General features: G+C 40.7%; 7 protein-coding genes. All 7 read left to right on the forward strand.

Annotated features, from left to right (window positions below):
- The first annotated feature begins 152 nt into the window (after positions 1–152).
- The 7 genes from MR041_RS05680 (at position 153) to MR041_RS05710 (ending at position 14,430) form a co-directional block, all read left to right on the forward strand.
- Complete coding sequence (locus MR041_RS05680; RefSeq protein WP_242092987.1) at positions 153–3,512, forward strand: VCBS repeat-containing protein; 3,360 nt, start codon at positions 153–155, stop codon at positions 3,510–3,512.
- A 34-nt stretch (positions 3,513–3,546) separates the two neighbouring features.
- Positions 3,547–6,753 (forward strand): VCBS repeat-containing protein, encoded by a 3,207-nt coding sequence (locus MR041_RS05685; RefSeq protein ID WP_242092635.1) that lies wholly within the window; start codon positions 3,547–3,549, stop codon positions 6,751–6,753.
- A gap of 10 nt (positions 6,754–6,763) precedes the next feature.
- Positions 6,764–8,098: a vanadium-dependent haloperoxidase gene (locus MR041_RS05690; RefSeq protein WP_422613567.1), complete on the forward strand. Its 1,335-nt coding sequence runs from the start codon at positions 6,764–6,766 to the stop codon at positions 8,096–8,098.
- A 5-nt stretch (positions 8,099–8,103) separates the two neighbouring features.
- Positions 8,104–9,018: a GyrI-like domain-containing protein gene (locus tag MR041_RS05695; RefSeq protein ID WP_242092637.1), complete on the forward strand. Its 915-nt coding sequence runs from the start codon at positions 8,104–8,106 to the stop codon at positions 9,016–9,018.
- The gene (locus MR041_RS05700; RefSeq protein ID WP_242092638.1) at positions 9,015–10,775 is read left to right on the forward strand and encodes a glycoside hydrolase family 13 protein; all 1,761 of its coding nucleotides are present in this window, start codon (positions 9,015–9,017) and stop codon (positions 10,773–10,775) included. Before MR041_RS05695 ends, MR041_RS05700 begins: the two co-directional genes overlap by 4 nt.
- Before the next feature lie 14 nt (positions 10,776–10,789).
- The gene (locus MR041_RS05705) at positions 10,790–12,925 is read left to right on the forward strand and encodes a glycoside hydrolase family 97 protein (RefSeq protein ID WP_242092639.1); all 2,136 of its coding nucleotides are present in this window, start codon (positions 10,790–10,792) and stop codon (positions 12,923–12,925) included.
- 155 nt (positions 12,926–13,080) lie between these two features.
- Positions 13,081–14,430 carry an MFS transporter gene (locus MR041_RS05710; protein WP_242092640.1) on the forward strand — a complete coding sequence of 450 codons (1,350 nt, stop codon included), beginning with the start codon at positions 13,081–13,083 and terminating at the stop codon, positions 14,428–14,430.
- The last annotated feature ends 3 nt before the right edge of the window (positions 14,431–14,433 follow it).

Genomic DNA, 14,433 nt, shown 5'->3' on the forward strand with positions numbered 1-14,433 from the left:
ATGCCGTATCTTCAAATTCATTTTTAATTTGATTGATGATGTAATGTATCCCAAAAGATATAACGAAATGATTATTTTAGATCATTAGAGAATTCATGATGATGTCAAATCGGAAAACAACTAATTTTAGGTTTTCAATATTGAGTGACGTGATGGTGCACTGGAAATTGTTGAATATGTTGGCCGTAATACTGTTGGCCTTTCCTATAGTGTCTTGTGAATCGGACAAGAAGAAAACTTCTGTTTCTCAAGAGCAGAACACAACCTTGTTTACACTCATGGCTCCTGATTCGACGGGGATCGATTTTACAAATCATATTGAAAATCAAAAGGACTATAATATTTTTAAGTACCGAAACTTTTATAACGGTGGAGGCGTTGCTATTGGTGACATCAATAATGACAGTCTTCCCGACGTGTTTCTAACGGCCAATATGGGTAGGAATAAGCTCTATCTCAACAAGGGCGGATTTAAATTTGAGGACATTTCCGCCTCAGCAGGTATAGAGGGAAATAAACCCTGGTCCACGGGCGTCGTTATGGTGGATATCAACCAGGATGGCTATTTAGATATCTACGTGTGCCACGCCGGGAATGTGAACGGGGATGATCAGAACAATGAACTTTACATTAATAATGGGGACCTGACCTTTACGGAGCGGGCCCATGAATACAACCTCGATCAATCGGGTTTTTCAGTTCAGGCAGCATTTTTTGATTATGATAAGGATGGGGATCTGGACGCCTATATTCTGAATAACAGCAACATTCCGGTGAATACATTAGGCTATGCGGCCCAAAGAGAAAAACGGGCGGAAGATTGGGAGAATGTCCCTTATATATTTCGTGGTATGGGCGATATGCTGCTGCGGAATGATAATGGAACTTTCGTTGATGTCAGTGATGCATCGGGTATATATGGCAGTCTTATAGGATTTGGATTAGGCGTTGCCATCAGTGATATAAATAAGGATTCATACCCCGATATTTATGTGACCAATGATTTTTACGAACGGGATTACCTTTACATTAACAATGGGGATGGGACGTTTAGTGAGGATATAAAGAAGTGGACGGGCCATATGAATCTGTCGGCCATGGGTCTGGATATCGCCGATATCAACAACGATGGAAATACCGATGTCTATGTGACGGACATGCTTCCTGAGAACGATATCCGCTTAAAGGCGGTTATGGAGTTTGAAGGCTATAATGTATTCAAACTAAAACAAACGAAGGATTTTCATCAGCAGTACATTCAAAATTCCCTGCAATTAAACAATGGCAACAATACCTTTTCTGAAATTGCAAATTTTAGTGGTGTAGCGGCAACCGACTGGAGTTGGGCGGCTTTATTGTTCGATATGGATAATGATGGCCTAAAGGACATTTTTGTGACGAATGGTATAAATCATGATTTAACAGACCTGGATTTCATGGATTTCTTTGCCAATGATATTATTCAAAATTTAGCATTAACAGGACATAAAACAGCAATAGATTCCATCATAGACAAAATGCCGGTAAAGCCGCAGGCAAATTATGCTTTTAAAAACTTGGGCGATCTGACGTTTAACAACCTGAATGCAGGTTGGGGCTTCGAAACACCATCTATGTCCAATGGGGCAGCCTATGGGGATCTGGATAATGACGGCGATTTGGATCTGGTTGTGAACAATGTCAACATGCCGTCTTTCGTTTACAGGAATAACAGTGAGAAACAGACGGAGAACAATTACCTGAAACTCAGGTTTAAGGGTAACGAACCAAACAATTTTGGTATTGGAAGCAAGGTGAAATTGTATGTAGGGGACCATCAGATTTTTCAGGAATTACAACCCACCAGAGGGTTTCAGTCCTCAATGGATTACACCATGACACTGGGCATTGGTCAGGCTCAATCAATAGATTCCTTGATGGTCATTTGGCCAAATGATCAAACGCAGATGTTAAGAAGTGTCAATGCCAATCAAATTTTGACCTTAGAACAAAAGGAGGCTAAGGAGGTGCACAGACCGAATACTGCTTTTAAAGGGCAAACACTTCTTACCGAACTACAAAACACAACATTGTTACCACATAAGGAAAACAGTTATTCCGACTTTGACTATGAAGGATTAATATCAAAAATGCTATCTCAGGAAGGACCTGCTCTGGCAGTTGGGGATGTTAATGGCGATGGGAATGACGATTTTTATGTAGGCGGTGCTAAAGGTAAAGCAGGGGTTTTGTATTTCAACTATGGTAATGGGAATATTAAGATTTCGAATCAGGAATCCTTCGCTAATGATGCTAAATTCGAAGACACTGCCGCAGCTTTTTTTGATGTCGATGGCGATAATGACATGGATTTGATGGTGGGTTCCGGCGGAAACGAGGTTGGTGAAAAAAAGAATTACAGGCCCAGACTTTATATCAATAATGGTAAAGGGATATTAAAAGTATCCGAACAAAGCATTCCAACGAATCAGGTAAATATTTCGGTTATTGCACCTACAGATTTCGATAATGACGGCGATTTGGATGTGTTTGTGGGATCGCGAAGTGTGGTGGGAACCTATGGTGTAAATCCCAATCAGCTATTTCTTGAAAATGATGGTCAGGGGAACTTTACAGATGTAACGCAAAAGCGCGCCTATGACCTTAGAAATGCCGGGATGGTAACAGATGCGATTTGGGTGGATACCAATAGCGATGGCAATAAGGATCTGATTACCGTTTCAGAGTGGGATACACCAAAGATTTATATCAACGATGGTAAAAGACTTCAAAAATTAAGTTCGGATTTAGATCACTATTCCGGCATGTGGAATGTGATAAAAGCTGAGGACTTAGATCAGGATGGTGATATGGATTTTATTCTCGGCAATCAGGGCACCAATACGCTGTATAAGGCTAGCAAAGCACATCCTATGAAACTTTGGATAAACGATTTCGATGATAATGGCACTATAGAGCAAATTACAACACAATTTTATAATGGCAAGGACTATCCTGTTCACATGAAGAAAGAATTAACCTCCCAAATGGTTAAACTAAAGAAGCAAAATCTAAAGGCTTCAGAATATGCCAGTAAGGCGCTGGATGATTTGTTTCCGCAGGATATTCTGGACAATTCTATTGTGAAAACCTGCAACATTTCAGAGACTGTTATTGCCATAAATAATGGAAATGGCCAATATAGGATTAAGGCCCTTCCGAATCGGGTACAATTTTCCTGTGTGTGCGATGTGATTTGTGAGGATGTGAATAACGATGGCAACCTGGATTTAATCATGGCCGGTAATAATTTCGAATTTAAACCCCAGTTCTCGAGGTTAGATGCCAATTACGGTAGCGTTCTTTTAAATGATGGCAATTTCGAATTCAGTTGGCAGGATTATGACACGAGTGGTTTTGTTATTGGAAATGAAGTAAAACATTTAAATAAGCTAAAAGATAAAAGCGGTAAAAAATATCTTATCGCGGCGGTAAACGATGATACGCCAAAGCTATTTGTGATTAATGAATAAAACAGGTTTATGCATATTATCTCTATTCGTGATTATGAGCTGTCATAAAAAAGCAGAGCTCCTTTTTAATAATCCGACGCCGGAAAACACAGGTGTCGATTTTGTAAATGAACTTACGGAAACAAAAGATCTGAGTATTCTGGATTACCTATATTTCTACAATGGTGGAGGTGTTGCCATTGGAGACATTAATAATGATGGATTGCCGGATATTTACCTCTCGGGAAATCAGGTTACGAACAAACTTTATCTAAACAAGGGGAATTTGACCTTCGAAGATATAACAGAAAAGGCAGGCGTGGCCGGAACCAGTACCTGGGATACTGGAGCGGTAATGGGAGATGTTAACGGCGATGGATTTTTAGATATTTACGTATGTGCTGTCGTAGGAATTAACGGATTCTATGGTGCCAATGAGCTTTTTATAAATAATGGGGATACTACATTTACGGAAAAAGCCGCTGAATACGGATTGGATTTTGAAAACTACAGTTCTACAGCAGCTTTCCTCGATTATGATTTGGATGGGGATTTGGATATGTATCTTTTAAACCATGCCATTCACACTCAGGAATCTTTTGGAAAATCCGATCAACGCTATAAACGCAATGATCAAACGGGAGATAAATTGTTAAGAAATGACAATAATGTCTTCGTTGATGTCAGTGAAAGTGCCGGGATCTTTGGAGGCGCCAATGGCTACGGATTGGGTATATCGGTGGCAGATTTCAATCAGGACGGCTATCCCGACATGTACATTGGTAATGATTTTCACGAAGATGACTACTATTATCTAAACAATGGAGACGGCACATTTTCTGAAAAGGCGAAAACCTATTTTGGTCATACCAGCCGTTTTTCAATGGGTAACGATTTCGCCGACATCAATCATGATGCCTTGCCGGATATGATATCCCTGGATATGCTGCCTGAGGATGAGACCGTATTGAAATCGTCGCAGGGCGATGAAGACATACAAGTTCAGGAAATGAGAATAAAACAATTTGGTTATAACTATCAGTTTTCGAGAAACATGCTCTATGTTAACCAATCGGACGATCAGTTTTTGGAGACCGCATTACTAAGTGGTGTAGCGGCTACAGATTGGAGTTGGAGTGCGTTGTTTGCCGACTACAATCAGGATGGAGAGGAAGATTTGTTCATATCGAATGGCATTCCAAAAAGACCAAATGATATGGATTTTATAAAGTTTGTATCCAGTGATAAGATTAAAAGTAAGATTGTAAACACCAAATTGGTCGATCAGGAAGCTTTGAGTTTAATGCCTTCAGGTAACACGCATAATTACATTTTTAAAGGGAATGGCGACTTGAGCTTTGAGGATAAATCCAATGAATGGATCAGCTTTGACACCTTGGTCTCAGGAGCGACTGCCATGGGGGATTTAGACAATGATGGCGATTTGGATTTAGTCGTGAATAATATCAACGATCATGCTGTGATTTATGAGAACAATACCAATTCAAAATCGAATTATCTAAAATTAAAATTGAAGTTTAAGGCACCTAATGTATTTGGAATTGGTACTAAGGCCATTTCATACACGAACGGGAAGCTACAATATAAGGAACTGTATACAGTTAGGGGATTTCAGGCCTCCTCTGAACCCCTCATGCATTTTGGATATGGTCACCTGGAAAAAATTGATTCCTTAAAGATAATTTGGCCGGATAGAACCTGCCAGACCTATACCAATTTAGACGTGAATCAGACCCTTATCATAGAGCCGGATGAGGGGGCAATGGTTGATTGTTCAGGGGGTATGAACAAATCAGAACAGCTCTTCAAAAGAAGGGAAGATAATTTAGGGATTGATTTTGTGCATGAAGAAGATGACTATCTCGATTTTAATCGTCAGAAACTAATACCCTATAAACTCTCAGATAGGGGACCGGCCACAGCCTTGGGCGATTTAAACAATGATGGTCGTACGGACCTGTTCTTCGGAGGTTCAAAACACCGTAAATCACAGGTGTTTTTATCTGTTGATACCGCTTTTGTTGCGCATCACATTCCCGATATTGCCCGAGATTCAATCAAAGAGGACGTTGCTGCAGTAATTGCTGATTTTAACAATGACTCAAAAAATGATGTATTTATAGGCTCTGGAGGTGCCGACTTTTATGCCCAAATGAAGCCCTTGCTCGACAGTTATTATGTGCAGAATGATTCCGGTTTTGTTGCACAACAACTTCCCGATTATTTTGAAAATGCCTCTGTGGTGAAACCTTTTGACTTCAATGGCGATGGTTACCTGGATCTGTTCGTTGGAGGGAATGTGGTTACAAACGATTTTGGTAAAATTCCAAATTCCTATATATTAGAAAATAAGGACGGTGTGTTCAGCTTGATGAAAAATGAAGCAATACAAAAGGCGGGTATGATAACGGATGCGCTATGGCATGATTTCGATAATGATGGGGCAACCGACTTAATAGTGGTTGGGGAATGGATGTCACCCAAATTTTTTAAAAGCAGTAATGGTGAATTTGTAGAAATCGACCGGTTGCCCCGTCCCTTAAACGGACTTTGGAGAACGATCATTGATTTTGATATAGATCAGGATGGGGATACCGATTACCTTTTGGGGAATTGGGGGGCGAATTCAAAATTTCAAGCCTCCATTGAAGATCCAATGAAAATGTATTATGGCGATTTCGATAGGAATGGAAGCACCGAAACCATTGTATGTACGGAAAAGAATGGAAACTATTTCCCGCTGCTGGGTATGGATGATTTGTCCGGGCAAATGGTCAGTTTGAAAAAGAAATTTGTCAATTACAAGGATTTTGCCGGAAAACCCATAGACGAGGTCATTGATAAAAAAGCCTTGAGGACAGCAGAACTCTTGGAAGTTCATGAATTACGATCAGGATATTTAAGAAACGATAAGAATACATTTCAGTTTGTGCCTTTTGAAAATGAGTTGCAGATTTCGCCACTGACCTGTTTTTTGAAGTATGATTTCGATGGTGACGGTCAGGATGAAGTCCTAACGGCTGGAAATTATTTTGGGGTAACACCCTTTCATGGAAGATTCGATTCTTTTCCAGGAGCGGTAATCAGAAGTGATACGGAATTCGTTTTAGGGAATAGATTAGGTCTCAATTTAAGCAATGCATCTGCGAGACAATTAAACATTATTAAATGTAACGAAAAGGCCTATTTGTTAGTGACCTTGAATGATGACAGGGCTCAGGTGTACCAAATATTGAATTAACTTTATGATGATGAAGCGACATACACTTTTTATTTTATTAGCAACTTTAATGCTTTCGGTTTCATGTTCTAAAAAAGAAGAACAAATCGATATTACCACAAGTGATTTTCATGATGTCCTGGATGAAATTATTGACATCATGGTACATGATATTTTTTCACCTCCCGTGGCCAGTCGCGTTTTTGCCTATCCGGATATTGCTGCTTACGAGATTATTGCGGAGAACAACAGTGCGTATAGTTCCCTGAGTGGACAAATTCAACATTTCGGAAAACTGCCGGAGATTCAAAAACCCGAAAATTTGAATTACAGGTTAGCCGCTCTCATGGCTTATTTGGATATGAGCAAGCGCCTTATTTTTTCCGAAGAGCCGCTACAGGTGTATCAGGATAGTCTCTATATGGTCTGGCAGGACAAAAACTCAAAACAATTTGAAGACTCAAAAGTTTATGCAGATCAGGTGGTCGATTTTATTGTGGAATGGATGAATAAGGATAATTATCTTCAGACAAGAACAATGCCGAAGTTCCGGGTGGCAACAGATGATGAAAGTCGTTGGCAACCAACACCGCCTGCCTACATGGATGGCCTTGAACCAAACTGGAATAAAATTCGTCCCTTCGTACTCGATTCGGCATCCCAGTTCAAACCTGTTCCTCCGCCTGAGTTCTCCATGGATGAAAACTCGAGGTTTTACAAAGAACTTAAGGAGGTATATGATATCACCAATACGATGGTTGAAGTAGGCGATGAGGCAGAGGAGGTACAGATTGCTAAATTTTGGGATTGCAATCCTTATGTATCCGTGAATAGGGGGCACTTCATGTTTGCCACTAAAAAAATCACACCGGGTGCCCATTGGATTTTAATTACAAAAATAGCTAGCGAAAGCAGTAATGCCGATTTCGATAAGACCGTTTACGCACATACAAAGACGGCTATAGCTATTGCTGATGCATTTATTAGCTGTTGGGATGAAAAATACAGAAGTAATCTCGTAAGACCGGAGACCCTGATAAATAAATATTTTGATGATGAGTGGAAACCGACCTTGCAGACACCCCCATTTCCGGAATATACGAGCGGACACTCCGTTGTTTCCGGAGCGGCGGCAACAGTGCTCACCGATATATTTGGTGATGATTTTTACTTTTTAGACGACAGTGAATTAAGATATGGTCTACCGATTAGAACCTACCAATCTTTTAATCAGGCGGCTCAAGAGGCGGCAATTAGCAGGATGTATGGGGGGATTCATTACAGGGCTGCCGTAGAGGAAGGCATCGGTCAGGGAAAGCAGGTTGGAAAATTGGTTAACGATAAATTACGGTTTGTCAATATTTAATTAGGATGTTGAGGTATTTGAAAATAGGAGGTATTGCGGTTTTGACCATAGCGGCTTTGTGGTATGTCTTTTTTAAACCTTATGACTACAGAATAAGCTTTAAAACAACCCAGGCATCTGGGATAATTTACCAAAGCCTTATGGGATGGAACAATTGGCAAACAGTGAATAAGGATATCGTAAAAACCTTTGATAAAATACCATTTTCAGAATTAAAACAGGAATTCATCCTTAATGATTCAATTTTCGACATCAGATGGAAAATAAAGAGGATTTCAGATTCAGTATGTCAGGTAAATGCGTATTGGTCGGATAGAAAAAATGGATTGATGCAAAGATTGATGGTGCCCTTTGTGAAAACTGATTTTGTCAACCGGAGTCTGAAGACCGTTAAGCGGATTCAAAGGGACCTGAATGACCTGCATGAGCGATACTATTCAGGCCATATAGAATTTGCAAAAATACCTGAACAGTTCTGTGCCTATATCAGTTTGGAATCCAAAATAGAAGAAAAGGCGAATCAAATGATGGCTAATAATGCTTATATATTGGGGTATTTGCAGGATAATAACATTGAAATTGTCGGACCTCCTTTTTTGGAGGTCACACAATGGAATGAAAAGGAGGGTTATTTAAAATTCAATTTTTGTTTTCCAGTGGATAGCAACCGGACATATAAGGAATATGAGGACATCAAATTTAAGAAAACGGATGAAAAGTCAGCCCTTAGGATCAAATTCAATGGCAATTACAGAATTTCCGATTGTGCCTGGTTTAACCTTATCGATTATGCCGAGAGGAATCATATAGACATCCATAAATTACCTACAGAGATATTTTATAACGATCCTCACAATGGTGGAGACGAGCTCGAATGGGAAGCCGAAATATACATGCCAATTCAAACACATTATTTATGAAATCAATACTTCCGACATTACTAATTATTATGATAATTATGAGTTGTACAAAGCAAAAAAAGACTCAGGATCAAACTGATGTAACATCAGAGATAGCCAGGAACGATACGTTTAAAAAGTGGTGGAAGGAAGGCGTGCTCTATCAGATTTACCCTCAGAGTTTCAATGATACAGACGGTGACGGATTTGGCGATTTTAGGGGTGTTATTGAAAAACTGGATTATCTGGAGCGTTTGGGCATCACTATGGTATGGATGAATCCTTTTTTTGAATCCCCTCTGGTGGATAACGGTTATGATGTGAGCAACTACAAAGCCATACATCCGCGATATGGAACTATGGAGGATTTTCAGGAAATGATGGATGGTATGCAAGCCCGTGGCATCAAGTTTGTTCTCGATGTGGTGGTAAACCACAGTAGTAATGAGCATGAGTGGTTTAAGCAGGCCTGCAGTTCAAGGGATAACAAATACTACAATTACTATCATTGGTGGCCTGCTGAAAAAGGAAAGCCGCCACATCGGCATAGTCTTTTCGATCCTGAGGGGGGCTGGGATTACGTTGAATCGAATAATTCGTATTACTTACACACCTTTGCAGAGGAACAGCCCGATTTAAACTGGGAAAACCCAAAAGTACGTCAGGAGGTATACGATATCATGAAATTCTGGGCTGAAAAAGGGGTGAATGGGTTTCGAATGGATGCCTTTCAATTTGTAAGTAAGGATACGACATTCCCTCAATTTCCCAAGGGCCATGAAAAGGATTTTGCCAAGTGGTACGGTATGGGGCCACACTTGCACGACTACTTAAAGGAAATGTATAAGGAAGTTATTGAGCCTTACAATGTGTTTGCCGTTGCCGAAGGAGCGGGAAGTACGTTTCAGGACGCGCACGACTTAGTTGATGCGGATCGAAATGAACTGCAGACGGCCTATCATTTCGATTATGTTGGCCTCTCGAGAACTCTTGAAGGCTATACCTTATCAGAGTTTAAGGAAGTATTTACCAAATGGGATAGGGAATTTGCCGAAGAAGGGTGGTTAGCCATATTCCTATCCAACCACGATAACTCAAGATTGGTGAATAGATTTGGTAATCCCAGCCCGGAATTCAGAAGGGTATCGACACAAATGCTCAATACGTTTTTGCTCAGTATGAGAGGAACACCATATACTTATTATGGTGACGAATTGGGCATGACCAATATCGACATGCCTAGCATTGAAGAATATGTCGATGTATCGGCAATCGGTGAATATGGCATGGCCAAAGCCAGAGGTGAAGACATGGAAGAGTTCATGAAAATGCTCAATTATAATTCTCGTGAAAATGCTCGTACCCCAATGCAGTGGGATGATTCAAAAAATGCCGGATTTACCACTGGAATACCTTGGAAACGGGTAAATGACAATTATACCTCCATCAATGTTGCCGCTCAGGAAAAAGACCCGAACAGTGTATTGAACCATTTTAAAAGGATGGTTAAACTTCGCAAGGATAATGAGGTGTTAGTGTATGGTGCCTATACGCTGTTGGATGAGGATAATGAAGAGGTATACAGTTTTACACGGACCCTTGACGATCAAAAGGTCCTGGTCCTTTTAAACTTTACAGACCATGAATCGGAGGTGACCTTACCATTAATTGAAAACACTGGCGAAATTCTAATTAACAATTATGAGGACTTGGTAACCAAGGCAAATACGGTGAATTTAAAGCCGTATCAAGCTGTTATCATTTCTATAAATCATTAAAAAACACCAATACTATGAAAATAGCAACATTACAGATCACTTTTTTATTATGTGTGGCACTCGCGATTACGGGATGTCGTGAAACGCAAACGGACTACAGTGTTAGTTCCCCGGATGGTCACATTGTCGTAGACCTCGCTCTGTCCAACTCGGGGCAACCTTACTATAGGGTAAATTATAAAGACCAGACGGTTATTGATACCTCCTTTATGAGTTTCGATTTTAAGGACCTACCGTCGTTAAAAGATAATTTTAAAATAGTGAATACGGCTACCGGTACCTTTGATGAATCATGGGATATGCCCTGGGGTGAACAGCTTAGCGTGAGAAACAATTACAACGAACTCATTGTAAATTTAGAGGAGCAATCTGAAGCAAAACGACGTTTAAGCATACATTTTAAAGTCTATGACGATGGCTTGGGCTTTCGCTATGAATTTCCGGAACAACCTAATCTTAATGAGGTTTTAATAACAGATGAAAACACGCAGTTTAATCTAAACGGAGACCATAAGGTGTGGTGGATTCCCGGAGACTGGGACATCTATGAACACGTCTATAATGAAACCAAATTTTCTGAAATTGATGCGATTACCAAGCAGAACCATCCTAATTTAAGTGCGACATATATACCAGAAAATGCCGTAAATACGCCGGTAACAATGAAAACTGACGAGGGCCTCTATTTAAGTTTCCATGAAGCTGATCTAACCAATTATTCGGGCATGACCTTAAAAGTGGACCATTCAAATTTAGATATGGTAAGTGAATTGGTCGGTTCTGAACGATTGGGAGCCAAAGCCAAATTAACGGTACCGTTTAACACCCCCTGGCGAACCATCCAAATAGCGGAAAGGGCCGGCGATCTCATAGAGTCCAAGCTCGCACTTAACCTTAACGATCCCAACGAAATTGGAGCTGTCGATTATTTTACTCCAATGAAATATGTTGGCATATGGTGGGAAATGCATATTGGAAAATCTACCTGGGATATGGAGGGCAGTCAGGATATGAGCACCTGGATGGAAGGTAAAGAAGGTGGGACTCGACATGGAGCTACGACGGAGAATGCAAAAAAATACATTGACTTTGCGTCAGCATATGGGATAAGAGGTCTGCTGGTTGAAGGATGGAATACGGGATGGGATAAATGGATCAGTAATGACCGTGAGGGTGTTTTTGATTTCATGACGCCTTATGCCGATTACGACTTTGATGATGTAAGAGATTATGCCAAATCAAAGAACGTTGAAATCATCATGCACCACGAAACATCAGCAGCGCCGCTCACTTATGAAAAACAGATGGACCAGGCCTATGATTTTATGAAATCGAATGGCATTAACTCGGTGAAAACCGGATATGTTGGTAAAATAATTCCAAGAGGAGAATACCACCACGGCCAATGGATGGTCAATCATTACCATAAGGTCTTGGTTGAGACGGCTAAAAAGAAGATTGCCGTGAATGCACATGAACCCATTAAGGCTACTGGAAAGCGAAGAACCTATCCCAATGCGATTGCTCGGGAAGGCCTTCGCGGACAAGAGTTCAACGCCTGGGCCACGGATGGGGGAAATCCACCGAGTCATTTACCCACTGTAGCCTTTACCCGGATGCTGTCGGGACCGATCGATTTTACTCCGGGTGTTTTCAATATAAAATTCAATGAATACAAAGAAAGCAATCAGGTGAACACGACTCTGGCACATCAGTTGGCCTTGTACGTGGTCATTTACAGTCCGATTCAAATGGCCTGTGATCTACCGGAACATTATATGCTTGACGGAAAGATTCATCCTGCATTTCAATTCATCTCGGATGTGGGTGTGGATTGGCAGCAAACAAAAGTTTTAGATGGTGAGGTTGGTGATTTCGTAGTTATTGCAAGACAAGAGCGCAATACAGGAGATTGGTTTGTTGGAGGCATAACAGATGAAAATGAAAGAGAACAATCGGTGTCTTTTAATTTTCTTGAGGAGGGAAAAACCTATGATGCTACACTTTATAGGGATGGAGCGGATGCCCATTGGGATAACAACCCCCAAGATTATGACATTGAAAAGATGGAGCTTACAAAAGCGTCTGATGTAACAATAAATATGGCTCCGGGAGGCGGATTTGCAATAAGCATTGTGGAGCGAAAATAGAAATTTCGGTGACGCTTATAAGAAAAGAGACCAACAAATTGATGGTATGAAATGCACCATATTGGATAGGCATACCTCACTGGATGACTCTTGGTGTACTGTAACTGCCAACGGTTAGGAAAGTCCAACCGAAGTAAACATTAAAAATTAAACAGATGAAACTAACCAAACCAACCCTGTCCTTCTGGCAAATCTTTAACATGAACGTCGGATTCCTGGGAATTCAATTCAGTTTCGGACTGCAACAAACCGCAGTGAATCCCATTTTTTCATTCCTGGGGGCACATCATGATGAGTTACCCATTTTAAATTTAGCCGGTCCGGTTACGGGTTTAATTATTCAGCCCATAATCGGGGCGATTTCAGATAAAACCTGGTCACCAAAATGGGGAAGGCGTAAACCCTTCTTCTTAATTGGTGCTATCATAGGGAGTTTGTGTTTGTTTGCATTTCCCTTTAGCCCGTCGCTTTGGTTTGCAGTGGGTTTGTTATGGATCCTGGATGTTGGTAACAATATGGCCATGGAGCCTTATCGCGCCTTTGTGGGTGATAAACTGCCGGACAAGCAAGTGAGTTTTGGATACCAGATGCAAAGTCTTTTTGTCGGTGCTGGTATTGTATTGGCGAATGCCTCTATTTTTCTTTTTCAGGATTGGTTTGGTGGAACCGAGGAAGTTGTTCAAACAACACAGAGCATTCCAAAATGGTTGTATTATTCATTCTTTTTAGGAGCGCTGCTTTCCGTTTCAACGATCCTATGGTCTGTTCTAAAAACACCGGAAATTCCACCTTCGGAAGAGGAATATGAGGAGATTAAGAAGCACAATGCCATGCCCTTGATAGATCGAATTAAAACACCTTTCAAGGAAATAGTTGAAGCGATCAAGGATATGCCAAAACTCATGTGGAAACTGTCTGCAGTGTATTTATTCCAATGGTATGCCCTGTTTGTGTATTGGCAATTCATTGCACCCATGTTCAGGGAAAGTATGAACTTTGATGCATCTGAGGCCTTGAGTCAGGCTGCGAAGATGAATACAACATACAATATCTCTACGGTTATTTTTGCTATGGCATTGGTGCCCCTGGCCATGAAATTTGGCGGTAAAAAAGTATATGTGTTCAGTCTGTTCCTGACGGGAATTGCAATGCTCAGCATTCCACATATTCACGATCCGCTTTTAGTCGTGCTTCCCATGGTATTATTCGGTATTGGTTGGGCGGCCATGATGGGAATACCCTATTCCATGGTATCGAAAGTGGTGACACATGAAAGGCGTGGTGTTTATATGGGAATACTAAACATGATGATCGTTATACCTATGGGCATCCAAACCTTAACCTTCGGATTCATTGTGAAAAACCTTTTGGATGACAGTGCTGTGAACGCCATTTTATTTGGGGGTGTATTTTTTATCATTGCGGGGGTTTTAGCCCTGCGTATTAAACAACCAAAATCTGATGATGACGATCCTGCCATCTTTGCAGGGGGTGGTGGACATTAAAAT

Origin of the sequence: Aestuariivivens sediminicola (assembly GCF_022662015.1) — a bacterium.
Classification (GTDB): Bacteria; Bacteroidota; Bacteroidia; order Flavobacteriales; family Flavobacteriaceae; genus Aestuariivivens; species Aestuariivivens sediminicola.

What these genes read in the sequence shown, in the direction of transcription:
- MR041_RS05705 (WP_242092639.1), top strand. Translation starts at nt 10,790, where the DNA reads ATGAAAATAGCAACATTACAGATCACTTTTTTATTATGTGTGGCACTC.
- MR041_RS05710 (WP_242092640.1), top strand. Translation starts at nt 13,081, where the DNA reads ATGAAACTAACCAAACCAACCCTGTCCTTCTGGCAAATCTTTAACATG.
- MR041_RS05690 (WP_422613567.1), top strand. Translation starts at nt 6,764, where the DNA reads ATGAAGCGACATACACTTTTTATTTTATTAGCAACTTTAATGCTTTCG.
- MR041_RS05695 (WP_242092637.1), top strand. Translation starts at nt 8,104, where the DNA reads ATGTTGAGGTATTTGAAAATAGGAGGTATTGCGGTTTTGACCATAGCG.
- MR041_RS05680 (WP_242092987.1), top strand. Translation starts at nt 153, where the DNA reads ATGGTGCACTGGAAATTGTTGAATATGTTGGCCGTAATACTGTTGGCC.
- MR041_RS05700 (WP_242092638.1), top strand. Translation starts at nt 9,015, where the DNA reads ATGAAATCAATACTTCCGACATTACTAATTATTATGATAATTATGAGT.
- MR041_RS05685 (WP_242092635.1), top strand. Translation starts at nt 3,547, where the DNA reads ATGAGCTGTCATAAAAAAGCAGAGCTCCTTTTTAATAATCCGACGCCG.